The sequence below is a fragment of the Actinacidiphila glaucinigra genome, assembly GCF_900188405.1.
Taxonomy (GTDB): domain Bacteria; phylum Actinomycetota; class Actinomycetes; order Streptomycetales; family Streptomycetaceae; genus Actinacidiphila; species Actinacidiphila glaucinigra.
In genome coordinates this window covers 77651-91719 of the sequence record NZ_FZOF01000030.1, presented here as the reverse complement: position 1 = coordinate 91719, position 14069 = coordinate 77651, and the positions used below count along the sequence as shown (strand labels likewise).

12 protein-coding genes are annotated in these 14069 nt (G+C 75.1%); 5 read left to right on the top strand and 7 right to left on the bottom strand.

All coding sequences use genetic code 11. The annotated features are described in order from the left end of the window. Positions 1 to 9 precede the first annotated feature (9 nt). Positions 10 to 1068 carry a DUF6745 domain-containing protein gene (locus CHF15_RS36900; protein ID WP_089228303.1) on the top strand — a complete coding sequence of 353 codons (1059 nt, stop codon included), beginning with the start codon at positions 10 to 12 and terminating at the stop codon, positions 1066 to 1068. Here CHF15_RS36900 and CHF15_RS36895 read toward each other — a convergent pair. After that, complete coding sequence (locus CHF15_RS36895) at positions 1044 to 1967, bottom strand: carbohydrate kinase family protein (RefSeq protein WP_089228302.1); 924 nt, start codon at positions 1965 to 1967, stop codon at positions 1044 to 1046. The genes CHF15_RS36900 and CHF15_RS36895 overlap by 25 nt on opposite strands. Positions 1968 to 1999: 32 nt before the next feature. Then, the gene (locus tag CHF15_RS36890) at positions 2000 to 2545 is read right to left on the bottom strand and encodes a PadR family transcriptional regulator (protein WP_089228301.1); all 546 of its coding nucleotides are present in this window, start codon (positions 2543 to 2545) and stop codon (positions 2000 to 2002) included. Between the two features lie 98 nt (positions 2546 to 2643). Here CHF15_RS36890 and CHF15_RS36885 point away from each other — a divergent pair, with 98 nt between their 5' ends. Next, positions 2644 to 3261, top strand: coding sequence for a hypothetical protein (locus CHF15_RS36885; RefSeq protein ID WP_245939240.1), 618 nt, complete (start codon positions 2644 to 2646; stop codon positions 3259 to 3261). On the opposite strand, the gene CHF15_RS36880 is transcribed toward CHF15_RS36885, so the two are convergent. The 4 genes from CHF15_RS36880 to wecB are packed head-to-tail and all read right to left on the bottom strand — an operon-like array spanning position 3236 to position 8940. Next, positions 3236 to 5404 carry a glycosyltransferase family protein gene (locus tag CHF15_RS36880; RefSeq protein ID WP_089228299.1) on the bottom strand — a complete coding sequence of 723 codons (2169 nt, stop codon included), beginning with the start codon at positions 5402 to 5404 and terminating at the stop codon, positions 3236 to 3238. The two genes, CHF15_RS36885 and CHF15_RS36880, sit on opposite strands and share 26 nt — an antisense overlap. Next, positions 5401 to 7221 (bottom strand): hypothetical protein, encoded by a 1821-nt coding sequence (locus tag CHF15_RS36875; protein ID WP_089228298.1) that lies wholly within the window; start codon positions 7219 to 7221, stop codon positions 5401 to 5403. Before CHF15_RS36875 ends, CHF15_RS36880 begins: the two co-directional genes overlap by 4 nt. Next, positions 7221 to 7862, bottom strand: a complete 642-nt coding sequence (locus tag CHF15_RS36870; RefSeq protein WP_107418604.1) for a class I SAM-dependent methyltransferase — start codon at positions 7860 to 7862, stop codon at positions 7221 to 7223. The genes CHF15_RS36875 and CHF15_RS36870 overlap by 1 nt, the downstream gene beginning before the upstream one ends. Then, positions 7855 to 8940, bottom strand: a complete 1086-nt coding sequence (wecB, locus tag CHF15_RS36865; RefSeq protein WP_089228296.1) for a non-hydrolyzing UDP-N-acetylglucosamine 2-epimerase — start codon at positions 8938 to 8940, stop codon at positions 7855 to 7857. The genes CHF15_RS36870 and wecB overlap by 8 nt, the downstream gene beginning before the upstream one ends. Positions 8941 to 9002: 62 nt before the next feature. On the opposite strand from wecB, the gene CHF15_RS36860 reads away from it, so the two are divergent. From CHF15_RS36860 to CHF15_RS36850, 3 genes are read left to right on the top strand one after another with little or no spacing between them, the layout of a single operon-like run. Beyond that, positions 9003 to 10433, top strand: a complete 1431-nt coding sequence (locus CHF15_RS36860; protein WP_245939239.1) for a glycosyltransferase family 4 protein — start codon at positions 9003 to 9005, stop codon at positions 10431 to 10433. Between the two features lie 18 nt (positions 10434 to 10451). Then, complete coding sequence (locus tag CHF15_RS36855; protein WP_089228294.1) at positions 10452 to 11711, top strand: nucleotide sugar dehydrogenase; 1260 nt, start codon at positions 10452 to 10454, stop codon at positions 11709 to 11711. Then, positions 11711 to 12859, top strand: coding sequence for a glycosyltransferase (locus tag CHF15_RS36850; protein ID WP_089228293.1), 1149 nt, complete (start codon positions 11711 to 11713; stop codon positions 12857 to 12859). The genes CHF15_RS36855 and CHF15_RS36850 overlap by 1 nt, the downstream gene beginning before the upstream one ends. A gap of 162 nt (positions 12860 to 13021) precedes the next feature. Here the strand turns inward: CHF15_RS36850 and CHF15_RS36845 are convergent, their stop codons facing one another. Next, positions 13022 to 14053: a saccharopine dehydrogenase family protein gene (locus CHF15_RS36845; RefSeq protein WP_089228292.1), complete on the bottom strand. Its 1032-nt coding sequence runs from the start codon at positions 14051 to 14053 to the stop codon at positions 13022 to 13024. Positions 14054 to 14069: the final 16 nt, after the last annotated feature.

The window sequence follows — 14069 nt, the reverse complement described above, 5'->3', positions numbered from 1 at the left end:
AGCGGAGCGATGACGACGGTGGCGAGCACGGGTACGGCGACGGAGCCGGCTGCGGACCGGGCGGCGCTGTGGCGCGAGGTCGTGGCGGCGACGGGGCCGGTGGACCGGGCGGCGGCGGAGGACGGGGTACGTCTGGCCTACCGGCTGGCCGGACTTCCGGAGCCGGAACGGATCGTGTGGGCGGCCTCGCCTCTGGAGGCGGTGGCCCAGGCCATGCGCCTCACGGCGGACGGCACCGCGGGCGGCAGCGTGCGCGACGAGGTGCGCACTCGTCCGTGGGCCGATGCGCGGGACCGGGTGGCCGAGCGGCTCGGGCCGGCCGGCTGGGCGGATCACTGGGCCGTCACAGGCGCGCAGTTGTGGGACACGACGGTCATGCTGACCGAGCGGATACGGACCGCCGTGGCCGACGCCTCGTCCGGGGTGCCCGGGGGCGGGCAGGCCGTGCGGCTCGCGCTGCTCGACGCCGTGCTCGGGCAGCACGACGCGGCGTGGCTGGCCGCCTTCGACGGCGAGGAGGGCGCGGGGGAGTTGGCGGGGATCGCCGCGGTCGCCCGCAACGCCGGCTGGTGGTGGCCGTACGAGCGGACGGCGGTCGTCGCCGAACGCCCCCTGGAACTCCACCGGGACGAGGCCGGCCGGCTGGACCGCGGGGACGGCCCCGCGCTGGCCTTCGCCGACGGTTTCGCGCTGCACGCCTGGCGCGGCATGCCGGTCCCCGCCGAGTTCCTCGACGGGCTCGCCGGGCTGACCCCCGGCCGTATACGCGCGGAGGAGAACGCCGAGCTGCGCCGGGTGATGCTGGAGCACTACGGCTACGAGCGCTACCTGGAGGAGTCCGGGGCCGAGCCCGTGCAGCGGGACGCGGCCGGGGTGCTGTGGCGGATCGAACTGGAGGGGGACGAGCCGCTGGTGATGGTCGAGGTGATCAACTCCACGCCGGAGCCGGACGGCACCCACCGGACCTACTGGCTGCGGGTGCCGCCGCGGACCCGGACGGCGCGCGAGGGTGTCGCCTGGACCTTCGGGCTGGAGGAGGCCGACTACGAGCCGGAGCGGGAGACCTGAGCGGAATCCAGCGTCGCGGCGTCGATGAGGGCCAGGTTGCCGCCCGCCGTGCAGGTGTACGCGCCCGCGCTCGCGCCGAGGCGGGCGCAGGCCCCGAAGTCCAGTCCGCGCATGCGCCCGTAGAGGAAGCCGCAGAGGAAGGCGTCGCCCGCGCCGTTGGAGTCCACCACCGGGCCGGGCGGGGTGACGGCCGGGATGTGCCGGGGCGTGCTGCCCCCGTCGCGGGCGAGCAGATAGGCGCCGCCCGCGCCGGCGGTGGCGATCACGGCCTGGGCGCGGCCGTCGCGCAGGATTCCGCGCATCACGTCCGCGATGCGCTCGCCCGCTCCCGCGGCGCTGAGGAAGACCAGGTCGGAGCGGCGGGCGAACTCCCGCTGGTGCTCGGCCAGTCCGTCCCAGTCGTGCAGGTCGGTCGAGACGGGCAGGCCGAGTTCCTCGATGTCGTCGTAGAGGAAGCGGGTGAAGTGCGAGATCGACAGGTGCACATGCCGGGCCCTGCGCAGGTGCGGCAGGTAGAACTCGCGCGGCATCCGCAGGTCCGCGGGGTCGCGTCCGTCGTAGAAGGACATCCGGTGGCCCGTCGCGTCCACGAGGTTCACGGCCCGCCGGGTCCCGGCGGGGGAGATCAGCGGCTCGAAGTCGACGTCGCCCTTGGCCAGGCGCTCCCGGAGCATGGTGCCGACCCAGTCCTCACCGACGAAGTCGAGGAACTTCACGTCCATCCCGAGCGCGCGGCAGCCCAGCGCCACGTTGCCGCCCGTCTGGCCTGGCCACTCCCGGACCGGCTCCACCCCCAGGGAGTCCACGAGCGGTACGGGCAGGCTGTCCACCCGCACCACGGTGTCCACCCCGGAACCGCCGACGACGAGCACGTCGTACGGAGACTCGTCCGTGGTCATGCGCACCTCCAGTCACCCACCCCGGCGCCATGTTACGGGCGGGCGGTGTCCCGCGGTGCGCGATCACGGATGTGCTCCGCCGCCCAGGCGGCCCACTCCTGCTGCATCCTGGTGAAGCGCAGACCCCACTCCAGGGTCAGCCGGCCGTAGAACGCGAGGTCACCGCCTTCGTCCCAGTCGACGGAGCGCTCGACCTCCAGCAGGGCCTCGTGGTGCTCCGCTGCCTGCGCCCCCTCCCGCTCCACGTAGGCGCGGGCCTGCCCGGGGTCGACGTGGTCGAGGAAGAAGACCCGCAGCAGCGCGTCGCTGCGGCGGTTGCGCAGAGGCTCGACCTCGACGAGCCAGTGGAGCAGCTCCGCGCGGCCCGCCTCGGTGACGGTGTACTCCTTGCGTCCGCGCGGACCCTCGGCGGCGACGGTCACCAGTCCGGCCTCGGCGAGCCGGTTCAGCTCGGTGTAGAGCTGGCTCTGGGTGGCGGGCCAGACGTTGGCGAGAGACGTCTGGAACGTCCTGAGCAGGTCGTATCCGCTCGCCGGGTGATCGGCGAGCAGTCCCAGGACGGCGTGGCGAAGGCTCATGGCCCGCATCCTAACATTCCAGTGTTGACATGTCGCAAATGGACGTTCTATTTTCGACATGTCAAGACTGGAATATCAAGCCGGGGATATCGAGGAGAGTGGGATTCGCCATGGGCTACGTGCGCGGCTTTCTTCCGTGGATCGCTTTCGCCGTCGTCGCCACCGAGGCGGACTGGCGCTTCGGGGCGCTCGCCGGGCTCGTGCTCTCGGCCGGGCTGGTCGTGCGGGAGCGCCGCGCCGGACACCCGGTGGACCGGTTCGTGATCGAAATCGGCTCCGGGGTGTTCTTCGCCCTGCTCGCGGCGCTGGCCTTCGCCGCCCCGGACTCACCGCTCGAGCCCTACGACACGGCGCTCTCCCTCGGCTGGCTCGCCCTCACGGCCTGGGGCTCGCTCGCCGTCCGCAGGCCCTTCACCCTCGGCATCGCCAGGACCACGGCCCCTCCCGCGGTCTGGGACAACCCGCTCTTCCTCCGCACCAACGTGATCATCACCGCGGTGTGGGCGGCCTCCTTCACCGCCGGCGCCGGGCTGCTGGCCGTCCTGCTCGCCGCCGCCCCGCACGCGCTCGCCGCGATCGTCGCCGTCAAGCTCTGCGGCTTCGCCGTCCCCGTGGTCTTCACGGCGCGCTACAGCCGCGCCGTGACCGCCCGCGCGAAGGCCGCCGCGGTGCCCGCCGCCGTCGCGGGTGTCACGGCGACGGCGCCGAGCCGGTGACCAGCTCCGTCCACGCCGCGCGGACCGCGTCCAGCCCGAAGGTCTCGCGCAGCCGGTCACGGGCCTGCTCGCCCGCCTCCTCCCAGCCCTCCGCCGCGAGCGCCGCGATGGCGTCCGCCATGGCCGCGGGCGAGTCGTGGATCCAGCGGCGCTCGTAGATCGCGTCGGCGCCCGGCCAGGGCAGCAGGGCGGGCACCGCGCCGGAGGCCATGCCCTCGGCGGGGGCGAGGTGGAAGCTCTCGTCGTCGCTGGTGGAGAGCACGAAGCCGATGCGCCGCAGCCAGCTCGCCACGTCGGGTCCGAAGTCATCGAAGACCACGGCTTCCTCCAGCGGGCCGGACTGCACCCGGCGCAGCACGGCGTCGTAGTGCGCCCGCTCCTCCGGCTTGTTCCAGATCCACCAGTAGTCCCAGGGCATCTTGGACTTCACCGACAGCCGCCACCGCGGGTCCCTGGACCTCAGGGCCTCGAGCACGTCCAGTCCCAGGTCGAGCCGCTTGCGCGAGGGCGCGATGCCGATCATGCCGAGGCGGTAGCGGGCGTCGGGGACCTTGGGGCGGTCCAGCTGCCGGTCGTCGACCCAGTTGGGGATGGTGACGAGCTTCTCCTGCGGCCAGCCGGTGCGTTCCCGGGTGAGCCGGTTGTAGTGCGGGCTGACGCACACGACGCGGTCGACGGCGTCGATGTCCACCTGCGAGGGGTAGCCGGCGTACAGCTCGAAGCGGTGCAGGCGCACCAGCAGGCGCGAGCCGCGCCGCTTGTGGCGGCTGTACCAGACGGCCGCCGGCCCGCACCACTCCACGACCACGACGTCGGCCCAGGCGGCGAGGTCGCGGCTGGTGGCCGCGTCGTGCCGGGCCAGCGCCTCCCAGGCGTCGACCCGCACCTCGACGCCGGGCAGGGCCTGGAGGTGGTCCAGCAGCCGGGTGAAGAACTTCAGGTCGTGCCCGGCGACGACGACCCGCAGCGGCCGGTCGCGTCCGGTGAGCCCGGCCGGTGCCGGGGGCAGCGCCCGTTCGATCAGTCCCCGCAGCCGCTCGGCGGCCCGGTCCAGTGAGAAGCGCCCGGCGGCCTCGCGGCAGCGCAGGGCGGCCGCACGGTAGGCCTCGGGGGAGCCGGCGGCGGTGGCGACCGCCTCCGCCGCGTCGTCGAGGGTGCCCCTGCCGGGGACGAACAGCGGGTAGTCGGCGCCGAGCAGCGCCTCGTGCGCGGGAGTGCGGTTGAGCACGACGGGCAGTCCGAGCGTCCCGAACTCCAGCACCTTCGTGGACAGTTCCAGGCTCGCGTCCAGTTCCGGACGGCGCCAGCCCAGCCCCAGGTCGCAGCCCGCGGCGATCCGCATGGCCTCCTGGCGCGGCGTGCCGCCGTGGTGCACCACGCCGGGCGCGGTGCGCAGCGCGCGTTCCATGGCCGCGTGGAAGCCGGGGTGCCGCGGGTCGTCGTGGATCTTGTCGCCGACGGTGTGGAGTTCGGCCCTGATGCCCCGGGCGGCCAGTGCGCCCGGCAGCTCCGTCATCTCCAGGGTGTTCCAGCGCGGCGCGAACTTCCCCGTGTACACCAGGCGCACCGGGTCGCCCACCGCGTCGTGCTCCGGCACCGCGAAGTCCGGAACGGGCACGCTCGGCGGGTACAGCACGCACCTGCCGCACGCGGCCGGCACCCAGGCCTCGATGAAGCAGCGCAACTCCTCGGTCTGGCACAGCAGATAGCGGGAGGCCTCCGCGATCCGGGTCAGCTCGTCCACGGCCTCCTCCGTCATGAGCGCCGCGGACTGCGGGATGTCGGTGAGGTACGCCCAGATCCGGCCGTCGAAGGCGCCGTCGGCGACGACCTGCGCCACCAGCCGTCGTCCGCGCAGCACCAGCAGGTCGCACGGCTCCTGCTCGTCCCGTTCGCGCAGCACCCGTGAGGCCTGGACGGGGGAGAGGACGTGCCCGGACGGTACGACGGACACCCCCGGCAGCTCCGCCAGCGGATCGACCAGCCGCCCGGTGCGCACCGGTGCCTTGAGTACCAGCCGGGTCGCGCAGCCGGCCCGGGCCAGCGCCTGCACCGTCGACTGGGCCCACACCGCGGAACCGTCGATGAGGTTGAGGTCCACGTCCCCGTAGACCATCGCCCTGACCGTGCGCGTGCCCGTCATCGGACCTCCTCCGGGCGGATGGTGAACAGCCGCCCCGCCTCGGGGGACGGCCAGAGCGTCCCGCGCACCAGCGCCGGGCGGAAGCCGTTGACGTGCGGCACGAAGCCCGCGGTGTGCGCGCTGAAGGCCACCGCGTCGGCCCCGGAGCACTCCTGGGCGCACATCAGGTCCAGCAGGTGGACCGCCGACCGTTCCTCCGCGAGGTCCGACCAGTCGGCGATCCAGGGCGCGCCCGGCCCGTCCGCCGCGGCCCGTACGGTGACCCCGCCCGCGGTGAGCTCCGCGTAGGCCGGCCCGGGCGTCGGCACCAGCACCTCGGCGGGGCGGTGCCGCTGCGCCATGACCTGCGCGACCAGGCGAGAGATCTCGGCGTCGTCCCGCGGGGCGGACAGCACGGCCACCCGCCGGGCGTCCAGCGGGTCCGGCGCCCCGGCGATCCTGGCGAGCTCCGACAGCCGGACCCGGGTGGCCCGGGAGACGAAGATCTCCCGGAGTCCGGCGCGGTCCACCGCCGCCGGGTCCAGCCGGGCCGGCTGCACCCCGGTGTCCCCGTCGAGCACGGCGTCCCAGGGGAAGGGGGCCAGGCCCGGTGCGACGGAGGCGGGCGCGTCCCGCCACAGCACGGCGGTGCGGCCGAGCGCGTGGGCGGTGGCGAGGAGTTCGGCCAGCCGACGGTCCAGGTCGGGGGCGGCGCCGGTGCCGGTGTGCGCCCACGGGCCGGACAGACAGGCGCTGAGCTGCACGACGAGCACATCCGGGTCGGTGCGTTCGGCGACCTGCCGGGCGTCGTGCGGCAGCGCGCGGTTGACGACGGCGTCATGGCCGAAGTCGGCGGCGGTCGCGGCGTCCAGCACGCCGGCGACGACCAGCCGGTCGCGGGGGCCGGCAGTGAACGCCCGGTGGGCCAGGTGCAGGTGCCCGTCGGCCGCCGGGTCGGCCCCACCGGCCTGCGCCGCCGCGCCGGTGGCCGGCCCGCCGGGCCGGGCCGGCGACGGACGGCCGCCCTTGCCGCGGCCGCGCCACATCCCGTACAGCTCGCCGGGCAGCCGCTTCGAGCCGCGCAACGGGGACCGGGCGGCCGAGACCAGCGCCTGGCCCACCCTCAGCGAGGTCGAGCCCTGCAGCATGGTGATCCGGGCCTCCAGCACCCCGATGCGCTCCCGGGCGCGCCGCAGCTCCGCCGCGAGCCGGTCGCGCTCGCGCGTGACGGCCCCCGTCCGCTCACCGTCCGTGCCGTCCCGCAGCGACTCCAGGACGCGGCCGTCCTCCTCGTGCCGCCGCTCCAGCTCCAGCAGCCGGGCCCGTTCGGCGCGCGACACGAACTCCGCCAGCACGTACTCGCCGGCCAGCCGAAGCGCCGTGGCGTCCCCGCCGGGCACCGGCCGCCCGGCCGGGTCCAGGAGCGGCAGCAGCGACTCGGTGCAGGTGAACACCGCGCCGCCGTACAGGTGCAGGTAGTCGAGACCGGCCGCCCGCAGCACCTGGCAGCGCTGCGCCACCAGGGAGTCGAGCAGCCGGTGGTACGGCAGTTCGGCGCCGGGGTGGCCGAACACGATCAGGCCCTTGCCGCCCGGCCGCATGCGCCGCAGCGCCGCCAGGTACGCGTCCTCGTCGCCGTGCCGGCCGGGGTCGGGGCCGTAGCTGAGCAGAGCCAGCCGACCGTCGCCGACCGGTTCCCCGTCACCGGGCGGGGAGGGGCGCAGCCGCACGCCCTCGGGAAGGTGCAGATACGGTCCGAGCGGGATGCCGCCGCCGGTCGCGTCGACGACCTCGGTCACCCCGTCCAGGTGCGGGTGGAGCAGATCGAGAAGGCGCATCAGGAGGTCCTCGTGAAGACGTGGAAACCGACCCTGCTCTCCCGGAAACGGTACGGCGTGAAGCCGCCGTAGCGCAGACCGAGCGGTTCGACGGCGGCCCGGTACTCGGCCGCCGGGCGGTGCAGGACGCGGTCGCCGCGCGCCACGCGCCCGGGCGCGTCCTCGTCGGTGACGACCAGCCGGCCGGTCAGCCGGACGAGGGAGCCGAGGTTGACCAGCGCGGCCCGCCAGGCGGCGTCGTCGAGGACGCGGAACAGCACGTCCACGGCGAGCACCACGTCGTACAGCCACGGGCTGCGCCACTGCGACATCTCCGCCACCGCGTAGCGGGGGCCGCCGCCGAGCGCGCGGCAGCGGTACACCGCCGAGGGGCCGGCGTCGATCGCGTCGACGAGGTGGCCGCAGCGGGCCAGGGCCCGCGCGAAGTGCCCCTCGCCGCAGCTCGCGTCGAGCACGAGCGGCCGGTCGTTGGCGCTCTCGCCGTCGCCGGCGATGCGCAGCACCTCCGCGACCCGCAGGGCGTCGAAGATCTCGTTCCCCGGCCGGTCGAGGCCGTCGGGGCCGCCGCGGCCGAGGTCCTCGTGCCCGCCGGGGCGGCCGTCCCCGGACGCGAGCGGGTGGCGCGGGCGCGGCTCAGACATGGTGGTCCAGCCACTCGGTGATGACACGGGCGATGCGGGGCCCCGAGCGGCCGTCCCACAGCGGGGGGCCCTCGCAGGCGGGGGCATCGCCGTCCAGGGCCTTGCGCAGGGCGGGGGCCAGCCCGTCGGGGGTCACGAGGCGGTTCGTGCCGTGGGTGACCGTCACCGGCCGCTCGGTGTTCGGACGCAGCGTCAGGCAGGGCACACCCAGGACGGTGGTCTCCTCCTGCACCCCGCCCGAGTCGGTGACCACCGCGGCGGCGCCCCGCAGCAGCCCCATGAACTCCAGATAGCCCAGCGGCTCCAGGATCCGGATGCCGGGCGCGTCGCCGAGCCCCGCCGCCTCCAGAGCGGCCCGGCCGCGCGGGTGCAGCGGGACTGCCAGCTCAAGGTGCCGCGCCGCCTCGCGCAGCGCCGCCACGGCGGCCGCCGCGGCGGCCGGGTCGTCGACGTTGGCGGGCCGGTGCAGCGTCACGACGCCGTAGCGGCCGGGCAGACCGTGGGCGGTGCGCGCGGCCTCCGGGTCGAAGCGCGGCAGATGGGCCAGGAGGGTGTCGATCATCGGGTTGCCGACGAAGTGCACCCGGGCGGTGTCCACACCCTCGTCCGCCAGATGGCCCACCGCCTCCGGGCTGGTGGCGAAGAGCAGGTCGGAGAGCTGGTCCGTCAGCCGGCGGTTGACCTCCTCCGGCATCGTCATGTCGAAGCTGCGCAGACCCGCCTCCACGTGCGCCACGGGCAGTCCCAGCTTGGCGGCGACCAGCGCGGCCGCGAGCGTGGAGTTGACGTCCCCGTAGACCGTGACCAGGGCGGGCGCGCGGGCCGACAGTTCGTCCTCCAGCGCGGTCAGCAGGGCGGCGGTCTGCCGGGCGTGGCTGCCGGAACCGACGCCGAGGTCCACGTCCGGCTCGGGCAGGCCGAGCTCCCGGAAGAAGACGTGCGACATGCGCTCGTCGTAGTGCTGTCCGGTGTGCACCACCGACTGCGGCTGCCCGGCCGCGCGCAGCGCGGCGACGACCGGGGCGGCCTTGACGAAGTTGGGCCGGGCACCGACCACGTGGACTACCGAGCCGAGCACGATGCCTCCCGTTGGCTGGACGTGCTTAGGGTGGGAATGTGCGTCGTCGTACTCTTCGTGCCTTGATTCTCGCCGCCTCTGTGGCGGTACGTCATCTGCGGGACGACCCGGTGCGCGCCGCGTCCCTGGCCCTGCGGGTCGCCCCGGGCCCGGCGCGGCGGCCCGCCCGGCGGGCGCTGGCCCGGCTGCCCGAGCGCGATCCGCACCGCGGGCGCGGCGGCGCTTCCCGGTACGGCCCGCGCGGCGTGCCCGCCCCGGCCGGCGTCCCGGGTGCGCCGGTGCCGGGGCGGGTGCTGCACCTGGTCACCAACTCCCTGCCGTACCGCAACGCCGGCTACACCGTCAGGACGCACGCCGTCGCACGCGCCCAGCGGCAGGCGGGCCTGGACCCGCAGGTCGTCACCCGGCTGGGCTTCCCCGTCGCCCAGGGGATCTGGGACGGACGGCCCGCGCAGGTCGTGGACGGGGTGCCCTACCACCGCCTGCTGCCCCTGCGGATGCCGGGGACCCCGGAGGCCGCCCTCGCCCGCAACGCCGAACTCGCCGCCCGGCTCGTCGAACGGCTCCGCCCCGCGGTCCTGCACGCGGCCACCGATCACCCGAATGGCCGAGTGGCCCTCGCGCTGCGCGAATCGTTCGGCCTGCCGGTCGTCTACGAGGTGCGCGGCTTCCTGGAGGAGACCTGGCTGACCCAGGGGCCCGGCCGGGGCCGTGACAGCGCGTCCTACCGGGAGCGGCGCGCCCTGGAGACGCACTGCATGAAGGCCGCGGACCTGGTGCTCACCCTCGGCGAGGCCATGAAGGAGGAGATCGTCTCCCGGGGGGTCCCCGAGGACCGGGTGCGGGTCGTGCCCAACGCCGTGGACGAGGTGTTCCTCCAGCCCCTGCCCGACCCCGGTGACCTGCGCACCCGTCTCGGCATCGACCCCGGCGAGATGGTCGTGGGCACGGTCTCCACGCTCACGCCCCACGAGGGCGTCGGCACCCTGCTGAGCGCCGGGGCCGAACTGCGCCGCCGGGGGGTGCCGCTGCGCCTGCTGATCGTGGGGGACGGCCCGCACCGGGCCGCGCTGGAGCGGCAGGCGGCCGGGCTCGGCCTGCGGGACGCCGCCCTGTTCACGGGGCGTGTGCCGTACGCCGAGGTGCGGGCCCACCATGCCGTGCTGGACGTCTTCGCGGTCCCCCGGACGGCGGAGCGGGTGTGCCGGCTCGTGACCCCGCTCAAGCCGGTGGAGGCCATGGCCGGCGGTCTTACCGTCGCGGCGAGTGATGTCGCGGCGATGGGTGAGTTGGTCGAAGACCAGGTGAACGGAAGGTTGATTCCGCCAGGAGACGTACAAGCCTGGGCAGATGCGCTCGAAATATTGCTCTATAGTCCGAATCGACGGCGGATGATGGGTGACGCCGCCCGCGCACGAGTGGCCCGCGACCGTACGTGGGCACACATCGCGGGGCGGACGCGCGACGCCTACCGCGGTCTGGGGGCCGTATAGCGCTCTGGATGGTGCGGCATGACGGTGCAACTCGCAGTCGTAGGTCTCGGGTACGTCGGTCTGCCTCTCGCCAGGGAAGCCGCGGCGGTGGGGCTGAGCGTCGTCGGACACGATCTGGACCCCGTGGTGGTGGACGCCCTCAACTCCGGCCGCTCGCACGTGGACGACGTCTCCGACGCCGATCTGCGGCACATGCTGGCCGCCGGGTTCACCGCCACCACCGGCCATGAGTGCCTGGGGGAGGCGCAGACCATCGTCATCTGCGTCCCCACCCCGCTGTCCGCGGACGGCGGCCCCGACCTCACCGCGGTCACCGGGGCCGTCGAGGCGGTCGCCGCGCGGCTGCGTCCCGGCGTCCTGGTCGTCCTGGAGTCGACGACCTACCCCGGCACCACCGACGAGGTCGTCCGGCCCATCCTCGAGGAGGGCTCTGGACTGCGCGCCGGGCCGGACTTCGCCCTCGCCTTCTCACCCGAGCGCATCGACCCGGGCAACCTCACCCACAGCCTCCGCGACACCCCGAAGATCGTCGGCGGGCACACCCCCGGGTGCGCGGCGCGCGCCGTCGCGTTCTACGGCAAGCTCGTCGACACCGTCGTCCGGGCCAAGGGCACCCGCGAGGCCGAGATGGCCAAGCTGCTCGAGAACACCTACCGCCACGTCAACATCGCCCTCGTCAACGAACTGGCCGTGCTCTGCCGCGAACTTGGCGTGGACATCTGGAACGCCATCGACTGCGCGGCCACCAAGCCCTTCGGCTTCCAGGCCTTCCGGCCCGGCGCGGGCGTCGGCGGCCACTGCATCCCGATCGACCCCAACTACCTGTCGTACAAGGTCCGCACCCTCGGCTACGAGTTCCGCTTCGTCGAACTCGCCCGGGAGATCAACCACCGGATGCCGGAGTACGTGGTGCGCCGGGCGCAGGACCTGCTCAACACGGCCGGGAAGGCGCTGCACGGCTCGCGGGTGCTGCTGCTCGGCGTCACCTACAAACCCGACGTCGCCGACCGGCGCGAGAGCCCCGCCGTGCCAGTGGCGCGGCTGCTGCGCAGGCTCGGCACCGGGATCTCCTTCCACGACCCCTTCGTGGAGGTCTGGGAGGTCGACGGCGAGCCCGTCACCAGGGCGGGCGACCTGGCCGCGGCCCTGCGCGAGTACGACCTGACGATCCTCCTGCAGGACCACAGCGCCTACGACCTGCAGGTGGTGGCCGACCGGGCCCGCCTGCTGTTCGACACGAGCGGGCGGATCTTCCGGCCGGACGTCGAGGTGCTGTGATGCACGTACTGGTCGTCACCGTCGTGCACCACCCGGAGGACGCGCGCATCCTGCACCGGCAGATAGCCGCCCTCATCGCCCACGGGCACACCGTCACCTACGCCGCGCCCTTCACCGCACGGGCGACCCCGCCCCGCCCCGGGGTCGAGGGCGTCGACCTGCCCCGGGCCACCGGACGCGACCGGCGCGCGGCCGTCCGCGAGGCCCGGCGCCTGCTGGCGCGGCGCGGGCCCGCCGTCGACGCCGTCGTGCTCCACGACCCCGAACTCCTGCTCACCCTGCCGCGCACCCTGCGGCACTGGCACCGCACGGGTGCCCGGCGGCCCGCCGTGGTGTGGGACGTCCACGAGGACACCGCCGCCGCCCTCGCGATGAAGGGCTGGGTGCCGCGGCCGCTGCGCCCGCCGCTGCGCCTGGTCGTGCGGGCGGCGGAACTCGCCGCCGAGCGGCATCTGCACCTGCTGCTCGCCGAGTACGCCTACCAGGGCCGGTTCCGCCGTACGCACCCCGTGGTGCCCAACCTGGTCACCGTCCCCGAGGCCCCCCCGCCGGCGCCGGGCGGCGAGCGGGTGGTCTACCTCGGGCAGATATCCCGGGCCCGCGGCGCGGAGGAACTGGTCGCCATGGCAAGGCTGCTGGCCCCGGACGTCCGCGTGGAGCTCATCGGCGCCGCCGACGGCGACGTCCGCGCACTGCTGGCGGCGGCCGACCGCGACGGCGTGCTGCGCTGGCACGGCTTCCTGCCCAACGACGCGGCCCTGGACCGGCTGCGCGGCGCCCTCGCCGGGGTGTCCCTGCTGCGCGACGAGGCGAACTACCGCCACTCGCGGCCCACGAAGGTCGTCGAGTACATGGCCTACGGGATCCCCGTCGTGAGCACCCCCAACCCCCTCGCCGCGGAGCTGGTCCGCGGGCACGACTGCGGCCTCCTCGTCCCGTTCCGGGCCCCCGCGGCGGCCGCCGACGCCGTCCGCCGCCTGCGCGACGACCCGGAACTGCGCCGCGCGATGGGCGCCCGCGGCCATGCCACCGCCCGGAGCGCGCTGCACTGGCCGGACTGCGCGGCGCTCTTCGTCACGAGCCTGGAAGGCTGGGCGGCGGCCGCCACCGCCGCGGGCGAGCGCCCGCCGGCGGGGCGTCCGTCGTAGCCGGGAGCGCCGCTTGGGCCACGGGGTCCGAGCGTCTCGGCGGCGGGGTCACCGGGTGCGGCTCCGAACCGGGGTTCACCACACGGTCGTTGGGGGTCGGCCCCAACGCTCGTACCGCGCCGTGGCCGCGCCCGCCGGCGGGGCGCCCTTCGCGGCCGGAGGTCAGCTGACGTGGGGTCCGTCGCGGCGTACTCCGTCCAGTTCGAGGACGAAGTCCGCGCCGAGGGCCGAGGAGGGCGTTTGCGTGCCGTGCGGCAGGCGCGGCAGCCGGGTCACGATGCGCAGCACCGAATCGACCGTCAGCGCATAGCCGTTGGGCGCCGACAGTGCCGCCTGGGCCTCGCTGCCGCGGGGGTCGCGGGCGCGGGCCCAGACCTGTGAACGGCCGCGCTTCAGCGCCCGTTCGCCGGGGCCGGTCAGGAAGCGGTCGACCCCCGCGCGGGCCAGCCGCCGTACCGGGCCGACCCCCAGCACGCGCGCCACCAGCGGCGCGCCCGGCAGCCAGGTGTACGTCGAGACGTTCGGGATGCCGGTCGAGTGGTAGGCCGTGCTGACGTCGCCCCAGGCGATGCCGGCGACGCGGCGCGGCCCGGAGCGGAAGGACGCCGTGATCCGGGGGTGCCCGAGCGGGACGTCGCGGATCACCCCGTCGACGCGGGCGCGGCCGCCGGCGCCCCTGTCGAGTGCCTCGAGCGCGGAGCGCGCCGTGCCGGGACTCGCGCCCCCGCCGGCCACGAACGCGATGTCGAGGCGGGTGGCGGCGGGCAGCGCGGCGGCGACGGTGGCTGCCAGGCAGTCGGTGGGGACGACGTCGAACCCCGCCCCGGGCAGTAGGACCACGCCCGCCGCGCGGGCCCGGCCGTTCATCGCGTGCAGTGCCTCGAGCACGTCGATCTCACCGGTGATGTCGAGGTAGTGCGTACCGGTGTCCAGGCACGCCTCGGCCATCGGCAGCGCCGTCGCCGAGAAGGGCCCGGCGCAGTGCGCCACGGCGTCCACGTCCGCGAGCGCCGCGCGCAGCGCCGCGGGGTCGCCGAGGCCGACCACCCGGTGCTCCAGGCCCAGTCCGGCCGCGAGCGGGGCCAGCGCGGCGGCCGACCGGCCCGCGAGCACCGGGCGTTCCCCGCGGGCCACGGCCTCCCGCGCGACCAGACGGCCGGTGTAGCCCGTCGCTCCGTACAGCAACCAGGTCATGCGGGTGTGCCCCCTC

What these genes read in the sequence shown, in the direction of transcription:
- CHF15_RS36900 (WP_089228303.1), top strand. Translation starts at nt 10, where the DNA reads ATGACGACGGTGGCGAGCACGGGTACGGCGACGGAGCCGGCTGCGGAC.
- CHF15_RS36895 (WP_089228302.1), bottom strand. Translation starts at nt 1,967, where the DNA reads ATGACCACGGACGAGTCTCCGTACGACGTGCTCGTCGTCGGCGGTTCC.
- CHF15_RS36890 (WP_089228301.1), bottom strand. Translation starts at nt 2,545, where the DNA reads ATGAGCCTTCGCCACGCCGTCCTGGGACTGCTCGCCGATCACCCGGCG.
- CHF15_RS36880 (WP_089228299.1), bottom strand. Translation starts at nt 5,404, where the DNA reads ATGACGGGCACGCGCACGGTCAGGGCGATGGTCTACGGGGACGTGGAC.
- CHF15_RS36875 (WP_089228298.1), bottom strand. Translation starts at nt 7,221, where the DNA reads ATGCGCCTTCTCGATCTGCTCCACCCGCACCTGGACGGGGTGACCGAG.
- CHF15_RS36870 (WP_107418604.1), bottom strand. Translation starts at nt 7,862, where the DNA reads ATGTCTGAGCCGCGCCCGCGCCACCCGCTCGCGTCCGGGGACGGCCGC.
- CHF15_RS36855 (WP_089228294.1), top strand. Translation starts at nt 10,452, where the DNA reads ATGACGGTGCAACTCGCAGTCGTAGGTCTCGGGTACGTCGGTCTGCCT.
- CHF15_RS36850 (WP_089228293.1), top strand. Translation starts at nt 11,711, where the DNA reads ATGCACGTACTGGTCGTCACCGTCGTGCACCACCCGGAGGACGCGCGC.
- CHF15_RS36845 (WP_089228292.1), bottom strand. Translation starts at nt 14,053, where the DNA reads ATGACCTGGTTGCTGTACGGAGCGACGGGCTACACCGGCCGTCTGGTC.